This window comes from Pontibacter akesuensis (genome assembly GCF_001611675.1).
Taxonomy (GTDB): Bacteria; Bacteroidota; Bacteroidia; order Cytophagales; family Hymenobacteraceae; genus Pontibacter; species Pontibacter akesuensis.
Genome location: NZ_CP014766.1, coordinates 1,004,523 through 1,029,524, shown reverse-complemented (window position 1 = coordinate 1,029,524; position 25,002 = coordinate 1,004,523). Strand labels below are relative to the sequence as shown.

The following is a 25,002-nucleotide window of genomic DNA, read 5'->3' as shown; positions in this document are numbered from 1 at the left end:
CCGCATACTTTTCTGCGCCTGGTTATAGAATCGAAGTGCAGCTTTACGAAAGCAACACACCATACTTGTGCCAATAGTACTTTTTAGTATCTCAAGTATAAGGATTTATTTCGGAAGTACCCTTACGATGCTTGAAGTATATATAGAATATTTGGATTTATTTATTCAGTTAACCCGTTGTTCCCGCTGGTGCTGATGCAAAGGCAGAAAAAAAGCCTAGTGCAACTCATGCTGCACCAGGCTTCTAATGTATGGTTTTATCTACGCTCGATTAATAGTAGATATGCTCTCCTCTGTTATTCTGGAAATGCGTCTCGAAGTAGCGGGCATCCTCGGCGTTGCGCGGCTTAAAGGCCAGCACAATATTCCCTTCCTTGATACCAGACTCATATACTTTCGCACGCTCCTCCGGGATACCGGCACCAATCAGGGCACCAATCAAACCACCCGTTAAGCCACCGGCACCTGCGCCAGCCAAACCGGCTGCCAACGGACCAGCTACTACCAAGCCAAGACCCGGGATCGCGATAGACGTACCGATAGCGGCCACGGCACCTACAATGGCACCCAGGGTACCACCAATGGCCGAACCTGCTCCAGTACCTTCCAGCGACTTGTTGCCAAGCTCTGTGTCACCGTCTCTGTCAGAATCAAAGTGCTGCTTACGTCCTTCATCAGACATAATCACGTTGATATCGTCTTTATCATATCCTCTTGCGCGCAATTCGTTATACGCACGTTCTGCGCTTTCTCTATCTCTAAACATTGCGGTCATCATGCCCGCTGTATCAGTGTTATTTAACATAGCTTTATTCTTTTGGTTAATTGTAGTCGTGTCGCCGGAAACTCTTTCCGGTTTGTTTTTACTAACGGCTGATTTTAGCCTATGGTTACAACACCTATATTTAACGGTCTGTAAGCCTAGTTTTGGGGTGGTAGCAGCACCTTGTCAATTACATGCACCACACCATTCGAGGCCTCCACATTGGGCGTAAGGATGGTGGCATCGCCTACCTTAATCGTTTGCCCCTGCACGTCTGCCACCACTTCCTCGCCCTGGGCAGTCTTCATGGCCATGTTGTCCTTCATCTCGCTGGTGACAATGCGGTTCGGCAGTATATGCGATTGCAGCACCCTTCTTAGCTCCAGCTTGCTGCCGGGCCTTTTCAATGCTTCAACAGCACCCGCGGGCAAGGCCGCAAAGGCATCGTTGGTAGGTGCGAACACCGTGTAGGGAGCCGGACTTTCCAGTACGGTTACCATGTCGGCCGCCCGGATGAGTTCCAGCAGCGTGGAGAGCTCCGGGTTCTGTTGCACCAGCGCCACGATGTTCATCCCGCGGCCCAACTCGTTGTTGGCGGATATGTTCGTGTTGGTTGGCTCCTCGGCAGACATGTCTGTGTCAGGGTCAAGCGGCGCCTGCGAATCCACCTCGGCGTTTGTGTCTATGGCATCGGCAGTTACGTTATCTGTCGTGCTGCTTTCAGCGTCTGGCTCAGTGCTGGCACAGCCCCAAGCCAGCAGTCCGACAAAAAGTAGGGCTGCCAGTGTCGTGTGTTTTTTCATATTTTAGTTTCTTGGTTTATACCTTATAACTGTATTCTGCCTTACTAGGTTAGCATAGGCAGGTATGACCTTTAAAAAGCAAAGCCCTTCCTGCTTTACGGGGAAGGGCTTTGCTTTTATTCATTGATGGAGTGCTTATTGCTTAATAGCGGTCCATGTTCTCGGTGGGCTGTATTACATTGTCCACCACATGGATGATGCCGTTGGCGGCCTCTACATCAGATTTCACAATGGTGGCTCCGCCCACCGTCACAGATGAATTGTTGGGGCCCACATCAATTGTAACATACTCTCCGCCGCCTGTCTCAATGCGCTGGCTGCTGCTAAAGCCGCTGGAGGTTACTTTTGTTGGCAGTACGTGGGCCTGCAGCAGTTTGATAAGCGCAGCTTTGTTTTCCGCTCTCATCATCATCTCAAGGTCTTCCTGTGGCAGGGCCGCGAAGGCCGCATTGGTAGGGGCAAACACGGTGTACTCCTCGGCGGCCGTTAAATCGGCGGCAATGCCTGCCTGCTCCACCAGCGACACAAATGTTGACAGGTTCGGGTCCATACTTGCCAGCGCGATCAAATCATACTGGGCCGTGTTCTCAATTCCCAAAAACATCTCACTGTAGTCGGCCGTGGCCGCCATTGTGCCTGCTGCGCTCGTGCTTGTTTCCTCCTCCACATCGCTGGTGGAGCCTGCCATTGTCTGCGTCTGGCTCATAGACATATCTTCTTCCATCGCTGTGGCGTCTTCCATAGATTCAGTAGTGCTGGCACAGCCGAAAATGCCGGCGGCAAGCAGTGCGGCGGCAAACGGTGTTATAAATTTCTTTTTCATAGGTTTTAAAGTTAGAGTGGGATGGTAACCCTGCTTTGGGTTACACTTTGTTATACGTGCGGATTTAAAAGAAGAAAACCCTCCCTTTACGCAAAGGAGGGTTTTTCAAACTTATTTCTGAAATGGATTAGTATCCTGTAGGGGAATCTTCCACGGCGTCTTTACTAGGTATAATCACGCTGTCAATCACATGGATTGTACCGTTTGAAGCCTCAATGTTGCCTTTCAATATTTGGGCGCCACCAACTGTTACATTGGTACCCGCTACACCTGTGTCAATTGGAATATAAGTGTCTTCCGACATTCTGATACGGGTATTGTCTTCTAACTGAAGAGTGGATACTTCAGAAGGCAATACGTGGGCCTGCAAAATTTTCATCAACATAGCCTTATTCTCAGGCATCAACAGTTTTTGAAGCTGGTCTTGCGGAATCTTAGCGAATGCTTCGTTGGTTGGAGCGAAAAGTGTATACTGCTCCACGCGCTGCAGGTCGTTTACTAGGTCTGCCTGCTCAATAAGTGTAGCTAATGTTGAGAGGTTCGGGCTTGATTTAACCAGGGCCAGGACATCCATTGATTCGGTATCACCCATGTTCTCAAACATCTCGTCTACCTCCTGAGTGTTTTCCATCTGAAGGGTAGTGGTGGATACAGTTCCAAGTGGAACAACAGCTACTGCCGTTTCTTCTACCACCATCGTTTCAGTGTCCTCGGCAGTACCTGCCATTGTTTGTGTTTCGCTCATGGACATATCATCTTCCATGGCGGTTGTATCCATATTGTCTGAACTTGCGCAGCCAAACAGCATGCTAGCTGCAAGAACTGCTGGAATTATCATTGTCTTTTTCATAGTTATCAGTTTTTTAGAGTTTCTCAAATGTTGTTTTTGAGTATTACTTACAACTATTTTAACTGATACTACGCGAAAATGTTGAGTTTAGGTGCTGGTATCTAACAGGTTGCTGCAGTAGAAATAAGCCATCGACTAACGGGTTACGTCAATTCGCTAACTAATTATATACCTTCACTATAAAGATGAAGTCTTTGAGCTTTTTGAGTTGCTGAGGCCTGTTCTGCTCCGAAAGTGCATTATTTTTTGGTAAAGTAAGCGGACCCACATTGCTGGTGGCTGGCAGCTCATTTACCAGTTGCAGCAGGTAGGCAGATTTTATAGCAAAGGCCGCGCCCTCCTGGCCAGCTTGTTTACCGCTGATTACCCCAATCAGGTTGCCCTTATCATCGAGGAGCGGACCGCCACTGTTGCCCGGGTTAAGGGGGATGGACACTTGGTAAGCCGTAGAGTCGTTCTCAAAACCGGAGGTAGAGCTAAGTGCTCCCTCCCCAAAAACAATGTCCTCGCGCGGATATCCCAGCGTGAACACCTTCTCGCCCAGGTCAGACTCGGTGGTTTTGAAGGTGTAGGGCAGCTTGCCAAAGCTCTGGAAAGCAGGATCGGTTACACGAAGTATGGACAGGTCGTGTATCTCGTCGCGGTATACTTCGGTTGCCTTATACTTGATGCCTGCTTTATTTTCAATCATGATCGAGTCGGCTCCCTCCACCACGTGGGAGGAGGTAACCAGAAAGCCATCCGAGGAGATGGCAAAGCCAGTGCCTGCAAAGGTTGCCGGCTGTGGGGCCGCTGGCTTGGTTACTTCGTTGATGCCGTTGATGATGGCCGTCTGGTTCTTCTTCAGGCGCTCCACTTCGCGGCGCAGTTCAATATAGCGCACTGTTTGCTGCTGCACCGGGGCCTTCAGCTGCTGCACACTCCAGAGCGTACCGAACACCGACAGCAGGGACACACTGGCCGCTACGGCAAGCGTCTGCTTGTGGCGGTTCCAGAGAATGTTCCAGCCACTTGGTGCGGCAGTTGTCTGAGCTGGCTCCAGCTCCCGGTGAATGTTATTGAGCTGCTGGCGCAGGCGCTGGCGCTGGCCATACTTTTGCATTTCCTGCAACAGTATACGGTGCTCGCGCACCTGTTCCGCCAAGCGTGCGTCGGAGTGCAGCAGTGCCTCAAAGGCCGCTTTGTCTTCAGCGGCCATGGTGCCGTTCAGGTAGCTTTCTATTTGCTCGTAAGCGCGATACTCTAACATTGTTGTCCTCTCCCGGCCCCTAGGCCTTATCTTATGCAGCCTGTTCTATACCTCAGGCTTATAGGTGGCAAAAAATATTTTCTTCAGGCGTTGCAGGCACTTATACTTCTGGTTCTTAGCCGTGTCGCTGTTGGTATAGCCAAACTTCTCGGTAATGTCCTGCATGTTCTGAGTTTGTATGTAGTAGGCTTCCAGCAGCCCGCGGCAAGGTTCCCCCAGCTGCGCCAGCGAATCGCCCATCACACCAAACTGCCGTTCCTGCTCCTCGTGCCGCAGCGTGTCCTCCTCCACGGGTACCACGCTTTCAGACTCCTCCAGCCGGGTGGCAAAGCGCCCTTTCTCGGTCAGCCGTTTGAGCCAAAGCCTTCTGCACACAGAGTACAGGTAGGTCTTAATCTGGCACGTGAGTTCCAGGCTGTTGTCCCGCACCTTTTCGTAGAACACGATAACGCCCTCCTGGTAAATGTCCTTGGCCTCGTCGTCTGTTCCGCTGTTGCTCACTATAAAGTGCGAGATCATCGGGAAGTACAGTTTGTACAGGTGCGACAGGGCTCTGTCGTCGCCTTGCCGGATGCCTTCCATGATCGCCAGGTCCGTATCATACAAACTCTTCTTCATTCAAATCTAATTTTAATACGCCCAGGGGCATTTTGTAACCCACAGAAAAATAATTTTAAAATTTTTTAAAAAGCCGGGTTACTAATTTTCGTTTCCGGTATGAAGATCAAAATCGAAACCAAAACACTTAATCACAAACACAAAATGAAAAAATTATTCACATTCGCTATTGTTGCTCTTGCTTTCTCTTTCACAGCTTGCAACGAAGAAGCTGCTACTACTGAAGCTGAAGTTGTTGAGACTGAGGTTGTAGAAGAGACTCCAGTTGTAGAAGAAGAAGTAGTTGTTGATTCAGCTGCTGTTACTACTGACTCTGCTACTGTAGTTGAGTAATTATAGTTAAAGGACAGCGGCGCAAGCCTTTGTTCGTGAAACACATAACAAGGCTCCGTGCATTTGCGCGGGGCCTTGTTGTTTTAAGGCGTTTCTGAAGCGCGGTCAAGTATAAAGAGCAGGCTTTCGGGAACCTGCTCTCTCATTCTTATTTCTTGTTGGCTCTACGGCGCTCGAATTCTCGTTGGATCAGGGTAAACTCGCGGCTACTCTGCCCGGCTATGGCCGTATTCTCGTTGGCGCGGCGCAGCAGGTACGGCATCACCGATTCTACCGGACCATACGGAACATACTTGGCCACGTTGTAGCCGTTATGCGCTAGGTTGTAGGAGAGGTTGTCGCTCATGCCGTAGAGCTGCGCGAAGTATACGCGCGGGTCGTAGGGCTCAATGTAATTGTCGCCCATCAGTTGTATCAGCAGGTAGCAGCTGTCTTCGTTGTGGGTGCCGGCGCAAAAGGCAATCCGGTCGATGTGCTTTACGCAAAAGCGCATGGCATCATCAAAAAGCTTGTCAGATGCTTCTTTAGTCGGGTTGATAGGGCTGGGGCGGCCTTCTGCCTCGGCACGGCGGCGCTCCTTCTCCATATAAGCTCCGCGCACCAGTTTGGCGCCCAGAAAATATCCTCCTTTCACGGCATTCTCGTAGTCGCGGGTAATGACATCAAGGCGGTCGTGGCGGTACATTTGGTAAGTATTGTACACGATGGCTTTCTCCTTGTTGTAGAGTTCCATCATTTCGTAGGTCAGGTTGTCGATGGTCTCCTGTATCCAGCTTTCCTCGGCATCGATGAACACGCGCACATCAGCGGCATAGCAGCTTTTGCAGATGGCGTTCACCCGTTCGCGGCCCCGCTCAAAGGCAGCGCGCTCCTCTGCGTTTAGCTCCTGCCGTGCCTGCACCTTTTCCATTAGGTTGATGTCCATGAGCCCGGTGATCTTAAACACTGAAAACGGCACCTTCGGGTTTTGGCGGGCTTTCTCCACCGTGCGCAGCAGCTCATCGCGTGTCGCGTTAAAGCTTTTCTCGTCGCCCTCGCCCTCCACAGAGTAGTCGAGAATGGTGCCGATGTTATACTTGGCCAGCTCCTTAATAGCCCGCTCCGACTCCTCAATAGTTTCGCCGCCGCAGAAGTGGTTAAAAATAGTTGGCTTAATGATAAATTTAACCGGCAGGTGCAGGTTAATGGCCGTGTTCAGGAGGCTGCCGCCAAATTTCACTAAGGTGTTGCTGTTCATAGACTTAAACAGCAGGTACATCTTGTATAACTCGGCATCAGACTTTGAGGAAAAAGCCACTGCGGTGTCTTCGAAAGATACTTTGGTAATCGGGTTCATGTACGTCTAATTAACGCCGCAAAGATAGCGTTTCGGGCACAGTTCGCAACCATATAAGCAGGCTGCTTTTGCTTAATTTATACCCTAATGCGGCGCCAAACCAGTGCCTATACTTTGCTGTTGCATTTATGGAAAATTCAGGGCCCCGCAGCCGACTGCCCAAAAGCCTTGTACAGGGTACTCTTTTGCGTAACTTAAGTTACTTTTAAAGTATAGACTGCTGCCTTTTGTTTCTGCATGCGTTACCTTTGTAACAACAAATAAGTGTGATGGAGTTTACCAATAAAGATTCTTTTTTTACGAAACTGCAGGCAGGGCAGGGGCAACCGTTTGTGATTGCAGGCCCATGCAGCGCCGAAACCGAGGAGCAGGTCATGCAGACAGCCGTGGCGCTACAGCAGCAGGGCGTGAAGCTGTTCAGGGCCGGCATCTGGAAGCCCCGTTCGCGGCCAAACGCCTTTGAGGGAGTGGGGCAGCAGGGGTTACTGTGGCTCAGGCGCGTGAAGCAGGAGCTGGGGCTGCTGGTAACCACTGAGGTGGCCACTGGCAGGCACGTGGAGGAGGCGCTGAAGCAGGAGGTGGACGTGCTCTGGATTGGCGCGCGCACCACCGTAAACCCCTTTGCTGTGCAGGAGATTGCCGATGCGCTGCAGGGTGTGCGGGTGCCGGTGATGGTGAAGAATCCTGTAAACCCGGACCTTGCGCTGTGGATAGGAGCCATAGAGCGTATTTACAACACAGGCATCACCGATCTGGCGGCCATACACCGTGGCTTTTCCTCGTATGATGAAGCCAAGTATAGAAATTCGCCACTGTGGCAGATTCCGATTGAGCTGAAGGCGCGCTACCAGGGCATGCCCCTGATCGTGGACCCAAGCCATATTGGCGGCAAGCGCGAGCTTATCTTCCCGCTAACGCAGAAGGCGCTGGACCTGGGCTACGACGGCATGATGATCGAAACACACCCGACTCCCGACCTGGCGCTAAGCGATGCAGCGCAGCAGGTAACTCCCGATGCGCTGAAAAGTATACTTGCCCGGCTGCAGGTGCGCAAAGCCACCTACGATGACGCGGAACTGGTGAACCGGGCAGAGGAACTACGTCTGCAAATCGATGCGGCCGACCATGAGATTATCGCGGCACTGGCCAAGCGGATGGCGCTGGTAGAGCAGATCGGTACGTATAAAAAGCTGAATAACGTACAGGTGCTGCAGCTGGAGCGCTGGAAAGAGATTTTCCGGAGCCGTGCCGAGTGGGCCGATGAGGCGGGGATTAACTCAGCTTTCGTGGAGGAGCTCTACAAACTGATCCACGTGGAATCAATCCGCAAGCAAACGCAAATCTTGGACAGGGACTAAAACCGGAATTGCTAAATTGTTAGGTGGTTAAAGTGTTTGATGAGATTAATCTTGGTCACTGATGAAGCATCATCAGACCTAAACTTTCTAACATTTTAACTTCCCAACCTTCTAATTCATAAAATGACAGAAACGATACACATAGGTCAAAGCGCACTGCAGGAACTGCCGAAATTGCTCCAGAACAGGGCATTCAGCAAAGTGGTGGTGTTGCTGGATGAGAACACCCTTGCGCACTGCTACCCGCAGCTCAAGCCATACTTGCCCGAGCATGAGGTAATACAGGTAAAAAGCGGAGAGGAGCACAAAACCCTCCAAACCTGCGAGTACATCTGGCAGCGCATGACCGAACTGCACCTGGACCGCTGGTCGGTGCTGGTGAACCTGGGCGGCGGCGTAATTGGCGATATGGGTGGTTTTTGTGCGGCGGTGTTTAAGCGGGGCGTGTTTTTTGTGCAGGTGCCGACAACTTTGCTGGCGCAGGTGGATGCGAGCGTGGGCGGCAAAACCGGCATTGATTTTCACGGGCTCAAGAACCACATCGGGGTATACCAGGAGCCGCAATCGGTGTTTATCAACCCTGCTTTCCTGCAAACACTGCCACCGAGCCAGCTCAAGTCAGGCTATGCCGAAATCATCAAGCATTGGCTTATTGCGGATGCTGAGGCTTTCAAGGAGCAGCGCCATATCGGTTTGTTTACCGACGATTGGGAAGGGCTTATCCGCCATTCTGTGCAAATAAAATCACGTGTGGTGGAGGCTGACCCTTTGGAGGGCGGCTATCGGAAAGTGCTGAACTTTGGCCATACCATAGGGCACGCCGTGGAAAGCTACCTGCTAAACAAGCCGGGGCGCGAACTGCTGCACGGCGAGGCGGTGGTACTTGGGATGCACTGCGAAGCCTGGATCAGCAAAAAGCACGAGCTGCTTTCGCAACTGGAGCTGGATCGGATCGAGACGTTTCTGGTGTCGGTTTTCGAGAAGGTGAAACTGACGGAGGAGGACATCCAGCAAATAGCCCAACTGGCCCTGCAGGATAAGAAAAACTCCCGCTCCACCATTAACTGTACCTTATTGGATGGCATCGGGAAAGCGGTTTTCGATCAACCCATCACCGTGCAGGAAATTATTGAATCATTACGCTACTACACCTTACTATGAGCGATAGCCTCAGCCTTAGTCACCCAACCGGCATACTGAACGGAAGTATAAAACTGCCTGCCTCCAAGAGCGAAGCCAACCGGGCGCTGATTATTTCAGCCTTGTCCGGGCAGGAGTCACAGTTGCACAACCTTTCTGAAGCCAACGATACACAACTGCTGCAGCGCCTGCTCAAAAGTGATGCGGAGACGATAGATGCCGAAGATGCGGGCACGGTGATGCGTTTTCTCACCGCCTACTATGCCATCACAGGTCAGCAGAAAACCCTGACCGGAACCGAGCGCATGTGCCAGCGTCCCATTAAAGTGCTGGTGGAGGCCTTACGGGAACTTGGTGCAAGTATAGATTATCAAGGCGAAGAAGGTTATCCGCCCCTGAAGATTGGTGCATTTACCGGTAGCGGCCAAAAGCACCTGAAAGTTCGCAGCGATATCAGCAGCCAATTCATATCTGCTTTGCTCATGATTGCCCCCTTGCTACCGGAAGGACTGGAACTGGAACTGGAAGGCAAGATCGGCTCCAGGCCCTACATCGAAATGACGCTCTCGCTGATGCAGCATTTTGGCGTTGCGGCAAATTTTGAGGGAAACACCATCTCGGTGGCACATCAGAAGTATAAATCAGCTGAGTTTACGGTGGAGTCAGACTGGTCGGCGGCAAGCTACTGGTACAGTCTGGTGGCTTTGGCCAAGGAGGCCGATATTACGCTGCTGGGCCTGAAAGAGTATTCATTCCAAGGTGATCGCGCCATTGTAGACATTATGTACCGCCTGGGGGTATATACTGAGTTTACAGCGGAAGGCGTGCGGCTGCTAAAGAAAGAGCATGAGCGGCACCTGTCGCTTGATTTTTCCGATTGCCCGGACCTGGCGCAAACCATTGTAGCCCTGTGTACTGCTTTGGGTGTGCACGTGGACATGACGGGGCTGGAGAGCCTGCGCATCAAAGAAACGGACCGTATCCAGGCACTGCAGATCGAAGTGCTAAGCATGAACTCGTCGCTGCAGGAAATTACGCCGGGAGTGTTTCACCTGGAGCCGGGCATACTGCACAAGGACAACCTTAGCTTCCGCACGTATCAGGACCACCGCATGGCGATGGCTTTCGCGCCGCTTGCCTTGCTCGGGCCGGTTACTATTCAGGAACCCAGCGTAGTGCGCAAATCCTACCCACGTTTTTGGGAAGATCTGGAGAAGGTGGGGTTTGAGATAATTACGAATTAAGAATTACGAATTAGGATTCCCTTGGCAGTTTTAAAAGTTAAAGAGGAAAGCAATGTGCAAAATCCGCACATTGCTTTCCTCTTTAACTTTTAAAATACTTGGTTTAATAGCTAAGATAAATTTTCTTTCACCTCATTAATTACCTGCTGCAAGTATACAGGCGCGTGCAACAATCTGCTGCCGTACCAGCTGAACATCTCGCCGTCCACCACTTTTACCACAGCCTGAGGGCACAGCTCCCGAAACTCCTCGATATGCTTTTCTTTGAAAGGGTAAGGCTCCGACGATAGCAGGATTAGTTGCGGATCAGCCTGTTGCAGAAGTGCGGGCGTGATTTCCGGGTAACGCTGTAGGTTAGCGAAGGCATTCGAGAAGCCGCAGCGCTGCAGGATGTGGTCGATGATGTTGTGGCTGCCCACCGCCATATAGGGCTTGCGCCAGATAAAGTAGGCTGTTTTTATACTTGGCTGCACCGGCTCCAGCTGCTCAAAACCGACTCTTATCTGCTGCTCCAGTTCCTGTGCTTTAGCTTCGGTACCTGTTAACAGCCCCAACTGCTGCAGCATCTCCAGCGCATCCTCCAAGGTATAAATATCGCTCATCCATACCTTATACTTCTCCTGCAGCTGTTCAATGCCTTCTTTATAATTCTCTTCCTTGTTGCCGATGATCAGGTCCGGCTGCAGCTGATCGATTTTGCCAAAGTGGAAATTCTTGGTGCCTCCGATTATAGTCTTCTGCTTTACCTGCTCTTTTGGATGGATGCAAAACTTGGTCACGCCCACCACGCGGTCTGCCAGACCTAAATCAAACAGAAGCTCGGTCTGGGAGGGCACCAAGGACATGATGCGCTGTGGTGGCTGCGCCAGCGTAAGCTGGTGGCCCATTTGGTCGGTAATAGTCACGCTTGATGAATGATATTTGATAAATGGTAATTGCTAAATGAAATGCGCTATACTTCCTGAAAGAAAAGGCGGTTGTATTCTTTGCTGCCCCACAAGGGAACGAATGCTTTGAAGGTTTCGGCCAGTGACAAGCCCACCGCCTTTCTACGTGAGTTGATGACAATGGCCATGTGTATGAGCAGCATCACAAGTACCAAGGCTCTTACCTGCGGATTCCGGTTATGGGTAAGGAAGATGGCCAGTATAAACCACGGCAAAATGATTAAAACCCAGAACATGTATCGGTTCATCTCTCAGCGTTTAGTGCAGTTTAAGTTACAAAGCGCGCCTTTAGAAAGCAAAACCCCACAGGGTACGGAACGCTGTGGGGTTTTGGTATGGTCAGATTCAAAATGCCTTAGCTCAGGTAGCGGAAATCCTGCTTATCGCTGATCTTAAGTACTGTTTCGTAAATCATCTTGATCACATTCTCCACGTCGTCTTTGTGCACTGTCTCCACAGTGGTGTGCATGTACTTCAGCGGCAATGAGATCAAGGCAGAGGCTACACCGGCATTAGAGTAGGCGAAAGCGTCCGTGTCGGTGCCGGTGGCGCGGGTTACGGCGGCGCGCTGGAACGGAATATCCTTTTCCTTTGCCGTGTTGATGATCAGGTCGCGTACGTTGTTCTGCACCGCGGGGCCGTAGGCAATCACCGGGCCTTTGCCGCAGTGAATATCGCCGCTGGTTTTCTTCTCGTACATCGGCGACTGCGTGTCGTGTGTTACGTCGGTGATGATGGCGACGTCCGGGTTAATGCGGTGCGCGATCATTTCGGCACCACGCAACCCGATCTCCTCCTGCACCGCGTTCACGATGTACAGGCCAAATGGCAGTTGTTTGCCCTCCTCTTTCAGACGACGTGCCACCTCCGCGATCATGAAACCACCGATACGATTATCCAGCGCACGGCCTACATAGTAGCGGTCGTTCAGCACTGTAAACTCATCCTCGAAGGTAACCACGCAGCCCACATGGATGCCCATTTCCTCCACCTCCTCGCGGTTTTTTGCGCCGCAATCCAGGAATACTGTTTCAATGGTCGGAGCCTTATCGTTCTCGACCTTGCGCACGTGGATAGCTGGCCAGCCGAACACCGCCTTCACAATGCCTTTGGAAGTATGAATGTTTACACGCTTGGACGGCGCGATCAAAGCATCAGAACCACCGTTGCGGCGCACGTACATGTAGCCTTCCGGCGTGATGTAATTGATAAACCAGCTGATCTCATCGGCATGTGCCTCTATTACCACCTTGTACTCGGCCTGCGGGTTTACCACACCAACCACGGTGCCGTAGGTGTCTACAAAATACTCGTCGATGTAGGGTTTTATGTATTCCAGCCACAGCTTCTGGCCCTCCACCTCAAATCCGGTGGGCGAGGCATTGTTGAGGTAGCGCTGTAGAAAATCAAAGGATTCTTGTCTCATTTAATTCAGCTATTGGTGTAAGGTTAGTATAAACAACAGCCTGTGCCTTGGTTCCCCCCTTGGCACAGGCTATCGGTAGTACGTATGTTAATTTAAAGCGGAATGTTTCCGTGTTTCTTACGAGGTAAGGTTACGGCTTTATTTTCGAGCATTTTAAATGCTTTTATCAGCTTTGCGCGCGTCTCGGATGGCATAATCACCTCGTCGATAAAACCACGGTGCGCGGCACGGTAAGGGGTGGCAAACTTCTCCTTGTACTCCTGCACCTTCTCGGCCAGTTTTGCCTCTGGGTCCTCGGCAGCCGCAATCTCACGCTTAAAGATGATCTCGGCAGCACCCTGGGCACCCATCACCGCAATCTCGGCAGTTGGCCAGGCAAAGTTCATGTCAGCGCCAATATGCTTCGAATTCATCACGTCGTAAGCGCCGCCATAGGCTTTGCGGGTAATTACGGTAATGCGTGGCACGGTCGCCTCGCAGAAAGCGTAAAGCAATTTAGCACCGTTGGTGATGATGCCGCGCCACTCCTGGTCCGTTCCCGGCAGGAAGCCAGGCACATCTTCAAGCACCAGCAGGGGCACGTTAAAGCTATCGCAGAAGCGCACAAAACGCGCCGCCTTGGTGCTGGCGTTGATGTCGAGCACGCCGGCAAGTATGGCGGGCTGGTTGCCCACAATGCCAATGCTGCGGCCTGCCAAACGGGCAAAGCCCACTACAATGTTATCGCCGAAGTTTTTGTGCACCTCAAAAAAAGTACCCTCGTCTATAATGCCGTCAATCACCTCGCGGATGTCGTAGGGCTGGTTCGGGTTCTCCGGGATGATGGTGTCAAGTATGGCGCGCGTCTCATCGCCTGTTGTTTCATAGGGCAGGGAAGGGGGCAGTTCCTCGCAGTTTTGCGGTACGTAGCTCAGCAGCTTTTTGATGTAGGTGATGCACTCCACCTCATTGGCGCAGGAGAAATGCGTAACTCCGCTCTTTGTGCTGTGCGTACTGGCACCGCCAAGTTCCTCAGATGTTACCTCTTCGTGCGTCACAGTTTTCACCACGTTAGGGCCAGTCACGAACATGTAAGAAGTATCCTCCACCATCAAAATAAAGTCGGTAATAGCCGGAGAGTATACCGCGCCACCCGCACATGGGCCCATAATGGCTGAAATCTGAGGGATAACACCGGAGGCCAGTGTGTTGCGGTAGAAAATATCCGCATAGCCACCCAGCGACACTACGCCTTCCTGTATGCGGGCTCCGCCAGAGTCATTCAAGCCGATAACCGGGGCGCCGTTCTTCATGGCCAGTTCCATGATTTTTACGATCTTTTCGGCATGCGTTTCAGAAAGTGAACCGCCGAGTACCGTGAAATCCTGGGAGAAAACGTAAACCAAGCGGCCGTTGATGGTGCCATAGCCGGTCACCACGCCATCACCCAAATAGTACTGCTTATCTAAACCGAAGTCCTTGGAGCGGTGCATCACAAACTTACCGATCTCCTCAAAAGATCCCTCGTCCATCAGCAGGTGGATGCGGTCGCGGGCCGTAAGTTTCCCTTTTTTGTGCTGTGCTTCTATTCTGTCCTGGCCACCGCCAAGGAGGGCCTCCGCATTTTTGCGCTCAAGTATGTCTATCTGGGCTTGCCTGATTTCTCCCGCCATGTGTTGCGTTTATGTAAGTATTAGTTCAAATAATCGTTTCCTCAAATTTAGCAAGTCTGCAGCTAAAAACGGTACAGTTTTATGATTTTCTGTAGGTACAAGGGTTTTGTGCAGCAGGAAGATAGCTTGTGAGAGCAGCAGCAGGGGCAAAGGGAAGAAGTATGTTTTCACATTGGTTTACACCTGGTATACTTAGGGGCGGTAGTGTTGATCTTATAGTGAAGTATGGCAAGTATAAATTGGCAAAAAAATAAGGGCTACCTGAAGCAGGCAGCCCTTATCTATACTTATGTTTTACTTATTCTTTCGTCTTGTCTGTATCAGAAGATTTGCTTGGCTCTGACTCCGGTGCCTCATCCGAAGCCCCTTTAAGTTTTTTACCGTTGCTGCTCTTCTTCGACACGAAGGTCAGGCTTTCTGCGCCTTCCTTGTAGTCCACCTGGATCACATCACCCTGGTTCACCTCAGCTTTCAGAATCTCCTCAGCAATCGGATCTTCGATGTACTTCTGGATGGCCCTGTTCAGCGGACGCGCGCCATACTTCGGATCATACCCTTTCTCTGCCACGAAGTCTTTCGCTTCTTTAGTCAGTTCGATGGCATAACCAAGTGTTTCCACGCGGGTGAACAGCTTCTGCAGCGACAGCTCGATAATCTTGTGCATGTCCTCACGGTTAAGCGAGTTGAACACAATCACATCATCCAGACGGTTCAGGAACTCAGGCGAGAACGTCTTCTTCAGCGCACTGGCAATCGTTCCTTTCATGATATCATCCACATTGTCCTGCTTGGATTTAGACATGAAACCGATACCGGCTCCAAAGTCCTGCAGGTCACGGGCACCGATGTTCGACGTCATGATGATGATCGTGTTACGGAAGTCAACCTTGCGGCCCAGTCCGTCAGTCAGAATACCATCGTCAAGCACTTGCAGCAGCAGGTTGTACACGTCCGGGTGCGCTTTCTCAATCTCATCCAGCAACACCACAGAGTATGGCTTACGGCGGATTTTCTCAGTCAGCTGACCACCTTCTTCGTAACCCACGTATCCTGGAGGCGCTCCTACCAGGCGAGACACACTGAATTTCTCCATGTACTCACTCATGTCGATACGCACCAGCGAATCGTCTTTGTCGAACAGGTACGTCGCCAGCACTTTCGCAAGCTCTGTTTTACCTACACCCGTCGGGCCCAGGAACACGAACGAACCAATCGGCTTTTTCGGATCTTTCAGACCAACACGTGTGCGCTGGATAGCTTTCACCAACTGTGTGATCGCTTTATCCTGTCCGATCACTTTGCCTTTCAGCTCTTCGCCCATGTTCAGGAGTTTCACGCCTTCTTTCTGAGCGATACGCTTCACAGGAATACCTGTCATCATGGCAATAACCTCTGCCACATTTTCCTCTTTTACCTGGTAGCGCTTCTTTTTTGTCTCTTCTTCCCAGTCCTTTTTAGCGGCATCCAGCTGGTCGATAAGTTTTTTCTCCTTATCGCGCAGTTGCGCTGCCTCCTCATACTTCTGGCTTTTCACCACGCGGTTTTTCTCCGTCTTGATGTTCTCGATCTGCTCTTCCAGCTTCAGGATATCCTCCGGAACGATGATGTTGTTGATGTGCACGCGTGCACCAGCCTCGTCCAGGATGTCAATCGCCTTGTCTGGCAGGAAGCGGTCGCTCATGTAACGATCAGAAAGCTTCACGCAGGCCTCAATTGCCTTGTCCGTGTAATTTACATGGTGGTGGTCCTGGTACTTATCTTTGATGTTGTGCAGGATCTCCATAGTCTCCTCAGGCGTGGTAGGGTCTACCATCACGATCTGGAAACGACGGGCAAGCGCACCATCTTTCTCAATGTACTGGCGGTACTCATCCAGCGTAGTGGCACCGATGCATTGAATCTCGCCACGTGCAAGCGCTGGCTTGAACATGTTAGAAGCATCCAGCGAACCAGAGGCACCACCGGCACCCACAATCGTATGCAGTTCGTCAATGAACAGGATCACGTCCGGAGACTTCTCCAACTCATTCATCACCGCCTTCATACGCTCCTCAAACTGGCCACGGTACTTGGTACCGGCCACCAAAGAGGCAAGGTCCAGCGTTACCACACGCTTGTTAAACAGCACGCGGCTTACTTTTTTCTGGATAATGCGCAGGGCAAGACCCTCCGCAATGGCAGTTTTACCTACACCAGGCTCACCAATCAGGATCGGGTTGTTTTTCTTGCGGCGGCTCAATACCTGGGCCACGCGCTCAATTTCTTTTTCACGACCAACTATCGGGTCAAGCTTGTCTTCTTCAGCCAGCTTTGTCAGGTCGCGGCCAAAGTTGTCGAGCACCGGAGTGCGCGACTTCTCACCAGCCTTTTTGCTTGCGCTGCTGCCAGAGCGGGACGACGAGCTACCGAAAAGCTTGTCAGAATCATCAGAATCATCTGTATCAGACGATGCCAGCGGGTTGTTGCTGTGATAATCCAGGGAATCTCTTATTGCTTCGTAGTTCACGTTGAATTTCGCTAATATTTGTGAAGAAATGTTGTCTTCATCCCGCAGGATGGATAACAGAAGATGTTCTGTTCCAATAACATCGCTCTTGAAGATTTTAGCCTCCAGGTATGTTATCTTCAGCACCTTCTCGGTCTGCTTCGTGAGCGGGATGCTGCCAGTGATATTGCTGCTTTGCGAAGCGGTATTTCGGGTAGCCTGTTCTAAAGCGTACTTTAACTCATCTATCGAAACGCCAAGCTTCTTCAGCAGGGCAATGGCAGTGCCTTCTCCTTCCCGAACCATACCCAGCACCAGATGTTCGGTGCCGATGTAGTCATGTCCGAGCCGAATGGCTTCCTCACGGCTAAGCGAGATGACCTCTTTTACTCGGTTTGAGAATTTTGCTTCCATGTATGTATACTCCGTGTGTAATCTAAATATTCAAAAATTGTACTAACTGATTGAGGCCAACAGGATAAGCCATACTTACAAACCGGCTTTGGGTGCTATTGTTTCGCGTGCCGGGCGCCTTTACTGCAGGTAAGAAATTGATGCAGGACCCTGTGTAAACAACAAGTCAATTATACTAAGCTCTGATACAAATTGTTTGCCAAATACTTGTGTATAAGTTTTTACGTGCAAATTGTCAGGAATGATTTTGGGATGCAGCTTATTTCTCAGATCCAACACGTGATCGGGGGGCTGCACCTGGTAAGCCGCCGTATAAGTGAGTGACTTGTCTTGTTTTAGTAATTTAAGATAAAGCCTCAAAAGATCCACGTTTAGCTCGAATAAAAATTTCGGCTGCCGTTCGTACACCTCCCGGATGTAGTCGCTGTAGAATTCAAAATAAGGGGCCCGCCCATAGGCTGCCTGAATGGTGCGCCAGTGCACCTGCTGCCATTTCTGGCTGTAATCTATCTCAATCTCCCGAATAGGCGTTTTTACTTTGCTGTTGCCTTTAAGTATAGGGATGCTGAGGGGCTGCACGCCTTGTGCCGTCAGCACGTGGCAGCGGTTGCGGTAGCTTTGTTTAATGTAATTTTCATGCGCCTCCAGCTGTATACTTTCAGAGCGAATTACGTGCCAAAAATAGCGGATTGGCGGGTTATAGTGCGCTTCAGTTAAAAGAATCAAAGCTCGGTTTAATTATGAATTAGAAAACATGAATTATGAATGGGTGCCTGGCTCCGGGCAGGTGCTCCAGTGCCAAATAGTCGAAATTATTTAACAGTGGAAAACCTGCCCCCATACTTACTGCTCTTTTACTAACTGCTTTTTGCGCTTGCTGCTGCTCTGTTTAAGAGCCGGGGCGTCTGCCGCCAGCCAATTGCCGGCCTAATTTCTAATTCATAATTCATAACTTTTAATTCAGATAGATTGTACCTTTGCCGCTGCCCTTTAGCTCATGATGAAACGTACTGACATACCGTTACAATATTACCCGCTCTGGCTGCTGCTCCAGGGGCTGGGGGCACTGCCTTTTTCGGCGCTGTACCTGCTGTCTGACATGCTGTACGTGCTGGTGTACTACGTTATTGGGTACCGCAGGAAAGTGACGCTGCAGAACCTGCGCATGGCCTTCCCCGAGAAAAGCGAGCAGGAGCTAAAGCGTATCTCCAAAGACTTTTACCGGCAGTTTATGGATGTGCTGGTGGAGACGCTGAAGCTGTCCTCCATCAGCAAAGAGGAATTTTCGCGGCGCCTCATTTTTCCTAACCCCGAGTTGTTGGGCAACATCGTGAAGCAGGGCAGGCAGGTTATTACCATGGGCTCGCACACAGGCAACTGGGAGTGGATACTATCGGCCGGCGCCATACAGTTTGATTTTCCGACGGCCGGTGTGTACAAGCCGCTCAACAACCCCTTCTTCGAGGCGTACATGCTGCACCTGCGCAGCCGCCTTGGACCACGGCTCATCAAGATGAAGGAAACGCTGCGTGACTTTGCCGCAAACAGAAATGTGCCCCGCGTGGTGGCCATGCTCTCCGATCAGACGCCGTTGCACAGCGAGATTACCTTCTGGACAAATTTCATGCACCAGGACACGCCCTTTTATGTCGGAGCCGAGAAGATAGCCCGAAAATTCAACTGCCCGGTATTGTTCCTGGATGTGCAGCGCATCAAACGTGGCTACTACTGCCTCACCTTTGATGTGATCTGGGATGGCACGCCTTTCCCCGAAAACACAGAAGGCTACCCTATTACAGAGGCTTTTGCCCAAAAGCTGGAAACCAGCCTCCGCCGCAACCCCGCCGATTACCTCTGGACCCACAAACGCTGGAAACACAAGCGGCCGCAGCCTGCGGCCAATTAGAAATTATAAATTATGAATTATAAATGAGCGGTGGCTCATAACCTAGAGCAGGAATGCTCATCATACCAATTCATAATTTATAATTCATAATTAACTACAGGTACTGCTCTATGTCGCCGGCGCCCTGTCGGAGCACTTCAAAGTTGTTGTTAACGTCCACCACGGTCGAGGCGACGTTGTTGCCCGGGCCACCGTCAATCACGGCATCCACTAAATTTTTATACTTCTCGAAGATCAGTTCCGGGTCTGTGCTGTACTCTATCACCTCATCTTCGTCGCGCACTGAAGTCGACAGGATCGGGTTGCCCAGCTCCTTTACCAGCATAAGGGCGATGTTGTTATCGGGTATGCGAATACCGACCGTCTTCTTTTTAGCGCTGGCATACTTGGGCACATTGCTGGTGGCGTTCAGGACAAATGTGAAAGGGCCAGGCAAGGCCTTTTTCATCACCTTATAGGTTGGCGTGTCTATTTTGGCATAGTCGGAGATGTGGGTGAGGTCGGAGCAGATGAAGGAGAGATTCACTTTGTCCGGTTTCACCCCTTTAATCTGGCACACGCGCTCCACGGCACGGGCATTGTGAATGTCGCAGCCCATGCCGTAGATGGTGTCGGTGGGGTAGATGATCACTCCTCCGTTGCGAAGAATCTCTACGGCTTCCCGGATCTTGCGCTCCTGCGGCGTTTCGGGGTGTATCTGGATGAAGGCTGCGTTACTCATAGTTTTATTTTGTTTGGGTTGATGTAAGTATAAAGTATAACTCCTGTGCGATTTTCGGCTGATTCTCAAATTTTGTTTGCCCCTCCCCAAAGGTATTGCAGAAATTCCCCTCCCGGGAGGGGCAGGGATGGTTTTGTCAGATCCAAGTATAAGCTTGAATCCTGTAAACCGCGGCTAAGGTTCTTTAGCATACTTTGTAAACAGCCTATGCGTTACAACGGGCTGAAAGGCAAACAGCAGCACGTTTAAACTTTAATTAGCGCAAACTGCCCATCGCACATAAACAATTAAACACATTCGTATTATTTTTGCAGCCTGATTCCCAACGGGTACGGAACCTAAAAGCGATTCCGGCCCTTTTACCAACATTATGGCCAACGAAGCAAATAACCCAAGACCCAGAAGAAAGAGAAAAGAGAAAAGCATGCTGGTCCCTGCATTGGCGGTGCTGTTCCTTTTTCTGTTCGTGAGCTTCTCCTACTACGCGTACCAGATTGTGTACACCGGCAACGTGCACACAAAGGAGCGCGATGTGTACGTGCTCATCCCCACCGGCGCCACTTACAACCAGGCCATGGACTCCATTGAGGCAAGCGGTGCCATTGTTGATAAGCTGTCGTTGCATTTTATGGCCAAGCTGATGGACTACGACAAGCTTGTGAAGCCGGGCCGTTACAAACTGCAGGATGGCTGGAGCAACCGCCAATTGATCGGCAAACTGCGGTTGGGCGAGCAGGACCCGCTGAACCTGACCTTTACCAACGTGCGCCTGCGCAGCCAGCTGTCAGAGAAATTGGCCGGTGGCATTGAGGCCAGCGCAGAAGAACTGGATAGCCTCCTTAGCGACCAGGAGTACCTGAAGACGCTGGGCTTTGATACCACCACCATCGTGAGCATGTTTATCCCGAACACCTACCAGGTGCACTGGACCACCACGGCCCCGGAACTCATGCAGCGCATGAAAACGGAGTACGACAAGTTCTGGACCGCCGAGCGCAAAGCCAAAGCCGATAAGCTGGGGCTGACGCCAAAGCAGGTAAGCACCCTGGCCTCTATCGTGCAGGCCGAGACAATTAAAAGAGATGAGAAACCGAAAGTGGCCGGTGTGTACCTGAACCGCCTCGAGAAAGGCATGCTGCTGCAGGCCGACCCGACAGTGGTGTTTGCGGTGCGCGATTTCACGATCCGCCGCGTGCTAAACAAGCACCTGGCCTACGACTCGCCTTACAACACCTACAAGTATGGCGGCTTGCCTCCGGGGCCCATCAACGTGCCGGATATCTCCAGCATCGACGCCGTGCTGAACCCCGAGGAGCACAAGTACATCTACTTCTGCGCGAAGGATGATTTCTCTGGGTACCATGCCTTTGCCGTTACCGAGCGCGAGCATATCAACAATGCGCGCCGTTACCAGCGTGCCCTGACCGAGCGCAACATCCTCAACTAAGGAAAGTATATTCATAGGAGCCTGCTGACGTTTAACTGGCGTAGCAGGCTCTTTTTTTATACATTCGCATCTCTTATCCAAATCAAAATTTCATCACCGTGTTCGAATCAGAAGTGCAAGTGCGCGTGCGTTACGCCGAAACCGACCAGATGGGCTATGTGTACCACGGCAATTATGCCGCCTACTACGAGGTGACGCGCACAGAGGTATTCCGCCGTTTGGGCATTGAGTATAAGGAGATGGAGGCTACTGGTACGATGATGCCGGTGCTGGAGCTGAAAACCAAGTTCATCCGCCCCGCCAAGTACGACGACCTGCTGACCATAAGGCTGCTGCTGAAGAGCAAACCGCACGGCACGCGCATCCGGTTTGAGTATGAGGTGTACAACGAAGAGGAAACACTTTTGAACATCGGGGAGACCATCATGGTTTTTGTGGATATGAAGACCGGGCGCCCCACCGAGGTGCCGCCCCTGATCCATGACAAGCTAGATCCGTATTTCGTTAAATGAGGCTGAACCAGCAATACCTGAAGCGCCGACGTGCCTACCGCAAGTTCATCGTTTTCCTGAAACGGTGGCGCTTTAACAACGGGCACTCGTCGGTGTATGAGGTGGCTGACGTGCTGATAGGGGAGCTGCGCCTGGACTCGGTTACAAAGCGGGCATCCTACATGGCCTTTAACTTCACGCTGGCCATTTTCCCGAGCATCATCTTCCTGTTTACGCTCATTCCCTACATTCCAAGTATTTTGTCTTTGGATCTGGGGGAAAGCATACTTGACTTCCTGGCGGACTTCATGCCTGAGGAAATGTACATGGCCGCTTACGGCACCATCGAGGATATTGTGAACAAGCCGCGCGGCGGGTTGCTCTCCTTTGGTTTTCTCTTCGCGCTGGTGCTCTCCACCAATGGCATTATGTCGCTGATGGACGCCTTCGATAAGAAGTACCACACCTTCTACAAGCGCACCTATCTTCGCAAACGCTTCATCGCCACCATTTTAACTGTGGTGCTAAGTATGATTTTATTCACGGCGGTGGCTGCCATTTTCTTTGGACAGTGGATACTGGATGTGCTGGTGTTTTACGAAGTGGTGACGGAAAGCTATACGTATACCCTGATCGTGATTCTGAAGTATGTGGCCATTGTTTTCCTGTTCCTGCTCGCCACATCGCTGATCTATTACTTTGTGCCGGCTATTGAGGACAAATGGCCGTTCTTTTCGGCGGGTGCCGTGGTGGCCACAGTGCTCATTTTTATCGTCTCGATGGGCTTTTCCTACTACATCAGCGCCTTCGATACCTACAACAAGTTCTACGGTTCCATCGGTGCCCTTATAGGTCTGATGATCTGGCTCGACTTCGTTTCTATGATCCTCATACTTGGCTTTGAGATAAACGTAAGTATTGATACCGTAACAAAGCGCCTGGTGCGCACGCCCACCTCCAGCTCCGGTAAAATGGCCAGAGTCGCCAAAGTATAGATTCTATACTATACTTCCGTTTTTATACTTACCTTGAAGAAGCAGTGCCCGCAGGTGCCGCTTTGCCTTCTATCAAGTATAAAACAGTAAATGGGAATCTTCAAAAACATATCGCTGCAGCAACTCTGGCGCGGCGCCGTTACCACGTTCCTGGCTTACCCGTTGGTGCTGCTCTCTGCCTTTGCTGGCACGGCGGCAGCCATATTTAACTCAGAGCTTTCCTACGACCAGCGGCAGGAGCATCTGTACCTGGAGAAGTTTATGCTGGTGTGCGCGCTGGGCCTTATCCTGTTCTTCACGCTGGAATTACTGGTTAGCAAGTATAAACTAAGGCTGCATTGGCAGGCTTCGCTGTGGCTGGCAGGGCTGGTGCTGCTGGTCTTATACTTCTGGCTGTTGCCGTTGGAATTGGAGCAGCGGCACTGGCTGCGCTTCCTGATGCTGGCACTGGCCTTGCACCTGGCCGCCTCCTATGCCATGTTCCTGAACCGCCGCGACGAGAACGCGTTCTGGCAGTTCAACAAAGCACTGTTCCTGCGCATCTTAACGTCGGCGCTCTATTCCGGGGTGCTGTTTATAGGCCTGGTAATTGCGGTGCTGGCTATGGAGGAGCTGTTTTCGGTAGACATAGACGGTGCGTTTTACGGCCAGCTGTGGCTCTTTATGGTGGGCGTGTTCAATACCTGGTTCTTCCTCGCGGGCGTGCCGACCGATGTGCAGGAGCTGGAGCATACGCACCTGTACCCGAAGGGCCTGAAGGTATTTACCCAGTTTGTGCTGCTGCCGCTGGTTACGCTGTACCTGCTCATCCTTTATGCGTACTTCGGCAAGATCATCGCGCAGTGGGCGTGGCCCGAGGGCTGGGTGTCGGTGCTGGTGCTGTGCTTTTCCATTGCGGGTATTCTGTCGCTGCTGCTCATTCACCCGATCCGGTTTGAGGAAGGCAACACCTGGATGCGCACCTTTTCCCGGTGGTTCTACCGTGCCCTTTTTCCGCTCATCATCCTGCTGGCGCTGGCCATCTGGCGGCGCGTGTCGGAGTATGGCGTAACCGAGGAGCGGTACGTGGTGATGGCGCTGGCGCTTTGGCTGTTCATCACCGCGCTATACTTCCTGTTCAGCCGCCAGAAGAACATCAAGTTTATTCCCATCACCCTGAGCGTTGTCGCACTGCTGGCTGCCTTCGGACCTTTTAGTGCGTTTCAGGTGTCGGAGTGGAGCCAGGTAAACCGGCTGGAGAAGCTGCTGCAGGAAAGTAAGGTATTGGTAAACGGGCAGATACAGCGGCAGCACCCGCCGGTAAGCGGGGAGGTAGAGGAGGAGGTTAGTTCCATCACCGACTACTTGGCCCGTACACACGGTTTTGAGGCGCTGCAGCCTTGGTTTGCGATTGATCTGGAAGACAGCCTCGCCGCCGCCACCGACTCGCTCGGCAACCGCTGGCAGAAAAGCTTCGCCACCCGCGACAAAGTGCTGGACCTGATGGGGCTGGAATATAATTCCGGACAAAGGGATATGGGCAGGCAGCACTTTTATTTCAGCACGCAGCATTCCGGTTCTGGAAATGCGGTGCAGGATATCAGGGGCTATGCCTATGCGGTGCAATACAGTTACCGGACTTTTGAGAGACACGAGGAGCAGCGGGAATTCCAACTGGGAGCCGTGCCGATGATTGTGTCACTGGAAAAGGAGGGCTCGGTGCTATACTTTAAGTTTGAGCAGGAGACGCTGACACTGGACCTTTTGCCACTTATTAAGAAACTGCAGAAGAAACAGCATGAGCTGGTTAGTCCGGCAGACATGACGCTTACGGTGGAAGGAAAGCAAGTGAAGGTAAAGCTGGCACTGGATGAGTTGAATGGTGTAGAAGAGACAAAAGAGGGTAACTACCGTGTTCAAAGTATAGAAGCTAGCATTTATGTACAGCTGCAGGAGTAAAATTTGCGTTTGACACTCAAGGATTTGTATACTGTGGGCGCGACACCTGGTAAAAATTTTCTC

23 protein-coding genes are annotated in these 25,002 nt (G+C 51.4%); 9 read left to right on the top strand and 14 right to left on the bottom strand.

Annotation, left to right across the window (positions count from 1 at the left end):
• Nucleotides 1–271: 271 nt before the first annotated feature.
• The 6 genes from A0W33_RS04220 to A0W33_RS04195 all read right to left on the bottom strand — a co-directional run bounded on the left by A0W33_RS04220 (nucleotide 272) and on the right by A0W33_RS04195 (nucleotide 5,106).
• A complete protein-coding gene (locus A0W33_RS04220) occupies nucleotides 272–805 on the bottom strand; it encodes a hypothetical protein (RefSeq protein ID WP_068837008.1) in 534 nt (177 codons plus the stop codon).
• Nucleotides 806–921: 116 nt separating this feature from the next.
• Nucleotides 922–1,566: a fasciclin domain-containing protein gene (locus tag A0W33_RS04215; protein WP_082815122.1), complete on the bottom strand. Its 645-nt coding sequence runs from the start codon at nucleotides 1,564–1,566 to the stop codon at nucleotides 922–924.
• Between the two features lie 142 nt (nucleotides 1,567–1,708).
• Nucleotides 1,709–2,389: a fasciclin domain-containing protein gene (locus tag A0W33_RS04210; RefSeq protein WP_068837007.1), complete on the bottom strand. Its 681-nt coding sequence runs from the start codon at nucleotides 2,387–2,389 to the stop codon at nucleotides 1,709–1,711.
• Between the two features lie 127 nt (nucleotides 2,390–2,516).
• Complete coding sequence (locus tag A0W33_RS04205; RefSeq protein WP_172798088.1) at nucleotides 2,517–3,167, bottom strand: fasciclin domain-containing protein; 651 nt, start codon at nucleotides 3,165–3,167, stop codon at nucleotides 2,517–2,519.
• 232 nt (nucleotides 3,168–3,399) lie between these two features.
• On the bottom strand, nucleotides 3,400–4,488 hold the full coding sequence (locus tag A0W33_RS04200; RefSeq protein WP_068837006.1) for a S1 family peptidase: 1,089 nt from the start codon (nucleotides 4,486–4,488) through the stop codon (nucleotides 3,400–3,402).
• A gap of 45 nt (nucleotides 4,489–4,533) precedes the next feature.
• Nucleotides 4,534–5,106, bottom strand: coding sequence for an RNA polymerase sigma factor (locus A0W33_RS04195; RefSeq protein WP_068837005.1), 573 nt, complete (start codon nucleotides 5,104–5,106; stop codon nucleotides 4,534–4,536).
• A 144-nt stretch (nucleotides 5,107–5,250) separates the two neighbouring features.
• Between A0W33_RS04195 and A0W33_RS04190 the strand changes: the two genes are divergently transcribed.
• The gene (locus A0W33_RS04190) at nucleotides 5,251–5,439 is read left to right on the top strand and encodes a hypothetical protein (protein WP_139237201.1); all 189 of its coding nucleotides are present in this window, start codon (nucleotides 5,251–5,253) and stop codon (nucleotides 5,437–5,439) included.
• A 148-nt stretch (nucleotides 5,440–5,587) separates the two neighbouring features.
• On the opposite strand, the gene A0W33_RS04185 is transcribed toward A0W33_RS04190, so the two are convergent.
• Nucleotides 5,588–6,775: a proline dehydrogenase family protein gene (locus A0W33_RS04185; RefSeq protein WP_068837003.1), complete on the bottom strand. Its 1,188-nt coding sequence runs from the start codon at nucleotides 6,773–6,775 to the stop codon at nucleotides 5,588–5,590.
• Between the two features lie 269 nt (nucleotides 6,776–7,044).
• On the opposite strand from A0W33_RS04185, the gene A0W33_RS04180 reads away from it, so the two are divergent.
• From A0W33_RS04180 to A0W33_RS04170, 3 genes are all read left to right on the top strand, one after another.
• Nucleotides 7,045–8,133 (top strand): bifunctional 3-deoxy-7-phosphoheptulonate synthase/chorismate mutase type II, encoded by a 1,089-nt coding sequence (locus tag A0W33_RS04180; protein ID WP_068837002.1) that lies wholly within the window; start codon nucleotides 7,045–7,047, stop codon nucleotides 8,131–8,133.
• A gap of 123 nt (nucleotides 8,134–8,256) precedes the next feature.
• A complete protein-coding gene (aroB, locus tag A0W33_RS04175; RefSeq protein ID WP_068837001.1) occupies nucleotides 8,257–9,294 on the top strand; it encodes a 3-dehydroquinate synthase in 1,038 nt (345 codons plus the stop codon).
• Complete coding sequence (locus A0W33_RS04170) at nucleotides 9,291–10,517, top strand: 3-phosphoshikimate 1-carboxyvinyltransferase (RefSeq protein ID WP_068837000.1); 1,227 nt, start codon at nucleotides 9,291–9,293, stop codon at nucleotides 10,515–10,517. Before aroB ends, A0W33_RS04170 begins: the two co-directional genes overlap by 4 nt.
• A gap of 110 nt (nucleotides 10,518–10,627) precedes the next feature.
• On the opposite strand, the gene A0W33_RS04165 is transcribed toward A0W33_RS04170, so the two are convergent.
• From A0W33_RS04165 to A0W33_RS04140, 6 genes are all read right to left on the bottom strand, one after another.
• The gene (locus A0W33_RS04165; RefSeq protein ID WP_068836999.1) at nucleotides 10,628–11,404 is read right to left on the bottom strand and encodes a helical backbone metal receptor; all 777 of its coding nucleotides are present in this window, start codon (nucleotides 11,402–11,404) and stop codon (nucleotides 10,628–10,630) included.
• Nucleotides 11,405–11,469: 65 nt separating this feature from the next.
• Nucleotides 11,470–11,712 (bottom strand): hypothetical protein, encoded by a 243-nt coding sequence (locus A0W33_RS04160; protein WP_139237200.1) that lies wholly within the window; start codon nucleotides 11,710–11,712, stop codon nucleotides 11,470–11,472.
• 107 nt (nucleotides 11,713–11,819) lie between these two features.
• Entirely contained in the window at nucleotides 11,820–12,890 is a 1,071-nt protein-coding gene (locus A0W33_RS04155; protein ID WP_068836997.1) for a M42 family metallopeptidase, read from the bottom strand.
• 92 nt (nucleotides 12,891–12,982) lie between these two features.
• The gene (locus A0W33_RS04150; RefSeq protein ID WP_068836996.1) at nucleotides 12,983–14,542 is read right to left on the bottom strand and encodes an acyl-CoA carboxylase subunit beta; all 1,560 of its coding nucleotides are present in this window, start codon (nucleotides 14,540–14,542) and stop codon (nucleotides 12,983–12,985) included.
• A gap of 298 nt (nucleotides 14,543–14,840) precedes the next feature.
• Nucleotides 14,841–17,441 (bottom strand): ATP-dependent Clp protease ATP-binding subunit, encoded by a 2,601-nt coding sequence (locus A0W33_RS04145; protein WP_068836995.1) that lies wholly within the window; start codon nucleotides 17,439–17,441, stop codon nucleotides 14,841–14,843.
• Between the two features lie 120 nt (nucleotides 17,442–17,561).
• Complete coding sequence (locus A0W33_RS04140; RefSeq protein WP_068836994.1) at nucleotides 17,562–18,167, bottom strand: WbqC family protein; 606 nt, start codon at nucleotides 18,165–18,167, stop codon at nucleotides 17,562–17,564.
• A gap of 271 nt (nucleotides 18,168–18,438) precedes the next feature.
• Here A0W33_RS04140 and A0W33_RS04135 point away from each other — a divergent pair, with 271 nt between their 5' ends.
• Complete coding sequence (locus tag A0W33_RS04135; RefSeq protein WP_068836993.1) at nucleotides 18,439–19,347, top strand: lysophospholipid acyltransferase family protein; 909 nt, start codon at nucleotides 18,439–18,441, stop codon at nucleotides 19,345–19,347.
• 94 nt (nucleotides 19,348–19,441) lie between these two features.
• Here A0W33_RS04135 and A0W33_RS04130 read toward each other — a convergent pair whose 3' ends face one another.
• Nucleotides 19,442–20,068, bottom strand: coding sequence for an L-threonylcarbamoyladenylate synthase (locus tag A0W33_RS04130; RefSeq protein ID WP_068836992.1), 627 nt, complete (start codon nucleotides 20,066–20,068; stop codon nucleotides 19,442–19,444).
• Between the two features lie 370 nt (nucleotides 20,069–20,438).
• On the opposite strand from A0W33_RS04130, the gene mltG reads away from it, so the two are divergent.
• The 4 genes from mltG (at nucleotide 20,439) to A0W33_RS04110 (ending at nucleotide 24,939) form a co-directional block, all read left to right on the top strand.
• The gene (gene mltG / locus A0W33_RS04125; protein ID WP_068836991.1) at nucleotides 20,439–21,515 is read left to right on the top strand and encodes an endolytic transglycosylase MltG; all 1,077 of its coding nucleotides are present in this window, start codon (nucleotides 20,439–20,441) and stop codon (nucleotides 21,513–21,515) included.
• A gap of 98 nt (nucleotides 21,516–21,613) precedes the next feature.
• A complete protein-coding gene (locus tag A0W33_RS04120; protein ID WP_068836990.1) occupies nucleotides 21,614–22,027 on the top strand; it encodes an acyl-CoA thioesterase in 414 nt (137 codons plus the stop codon).
• Complete coding sequence (locus tag A0W33_RS04115) at nucleotides 22,024–23,001, top strand: YihY/virulence factor BrkB family protein (RefSeq protein WP_068836989.1); 978 nt, start codon at nucleotides 22,024–22,026, stop codon at nucleotides 22,999–23,001. Before A0W33_RS04120 ends, A0W33_RS04115 begins: the two co-directional genes overlap by 4 nt.
• Before the next feature lie 90 nt (nucleotides 23,002–23,091).
• On the top strand, nucleotides 23,092–24,939 hold the full coding sequence (locus A0W33_RS04110; protein WP_068836988.1) for a DUF4153 domain-containing protein: 1,848 nt from the start codon (nucleotides 23,092–23,094) through the stop codon (nucleotides 24,937–24,939).
• Nucleotides 24,940–25,002 lie beyond the last annotated feature (63 nt).

Coding starts and splice junctions, on each gene's coding strand:
- A0W33_RS04220 (WP_068837008.1), bottom strand. CDS start 805: ATGTTAAATAACACTGATACAGCGGGCATGATGACCGCAATGTTTAGA.
- A0W33_RS04215 (WP_082815122.1), bottom strand. CDS start 1,566: ATGAAAAAACACACGACACTGGCAGCCCTACTTTTTGTCGGACTGCTG.
- A0W33_RS04210 (WP_068837007.1), bottom strand. CDS start 2,389: ATGAAAAAGAAATTTATAACACCGTTTGCCGCCGCACTGCTTGCCGCC.
- A0W33_RS04205 (WP_172798088.1), bottom strand. CDS start 3,167: ATGGATACAACCGCCATGGAAGATGATATGTCCATGAGCGAAACACAA.
- A0W33_RS04200 (WP_068837006.1), bottom strand. CDS start 4,488: ATGTTAGAGTATCGCGCTTACGAGCAAATAGAAAGCTACCTGAACGGC.
- A0W33_RS04195 (WP_068837005.1), bottom strand. CDS start 5,106: ATGAAGAAGAGTTTGTATGATACGGACCTGGCGATCATGGAAGGCATC.
- A0W33_RS04190 (WP_139237201.1), top strand. CDS start 5,251: ATGAAAAAATTATTCACATTCGCTATTGTTGCTCTTGCTTTCTCTTTC.
- A0W33_RS04185 (WP_068837003.1), bottom strand. CDS start 6,775: ATGAACCCGATTACCAAAGTATCTTTCGAAGACACCGCAGTGGCTTTT.
- A0W33_RS04180 (WP_068837002.1), top strand. CDS start 7,045: ATGGAGTTTACCAATAAAGATTCTTTTTTTACGAAACTGCAGGCAGGG.
- aroB (WP_068837001.1), top strand. CDS start 8,257: ATGACAGAAACGATACACATAGGTCAAAGCGCACTGCAGGAACTGCCG.
- A0W33_RS04170 (WP_068837000.1), top strand. CDS start 9,291: ATGAGCGATAGCCTCAGCCTTAGTCACCCAACCGGCATACTGAACGGA.
- A0W33_RS04165 (WP_068836999.1), bottom strand. CDS start 11,404: ATGGGCCACCAGCTTACGCTGGCGCAGCCACCACAGCGCATCATGTCC.
- A0W33_RS04160 (WP_139237200.1), bottom strand. CDS start 11,712: ATGAACCGATACATGTTCTGGGTTTTAATCATTTTGCCGTGGTTTATA.
- A0W33_RS04155 (WP_068836997.1), bottom strand. CDS start 12,890: ATGAGACAAGAATCCTTTGATTTTCTACAGCGCTACCTCAACAATGCC.
- A0W33_RS04150 (WP_068836996.1), bottom strand. CDS start 14,542: ATGGCGGGAGAAATCAGGCAAGCCCAGATAGACATACTTGAGCGCAAA.
- A0W33_RS04145 (WP_068836995.1), bottom strand. CDS start 17,441: ATGGAAGCAAAATTCTCAAACCGAGTAAAAGAGGTCATCTCGCTTAGC.
- A0W33_RS04135 (WP_068836993.1), top strand. CDS start 18,439: ATGATGAAACGTACTGACATACCGTTACAATATTACCCGCTCTGGCTG.
- A0W33_RS04130 (WP_068836992.1), bottom strand. CDS start 20,068: ATGAGTAACGCAGCCTTCATCCAGATACACCCCGAAACGCCGCAGGAG.
- mltG (WP_068836991.1), top strand. CDS start 20,439: ATGGCCAACGAAGCAAATAACCCAAGACCCAGAAGAAAGAGAAAAGAG.
- A0W33_RS04115 (WP_068836989.1), top strand. CDS start 22,024: ATGAGGCTGAACCAGCAATACCTGAAGCGCCGACGTGCCTACCGCAAG.
- A0W33_RS04110 (WP_068836988.1), top strand. CDS start 23,092: ATGGGAATCTTCAAAAACATATCGCTGCAGCAACTCTGGCGCGGCGCC.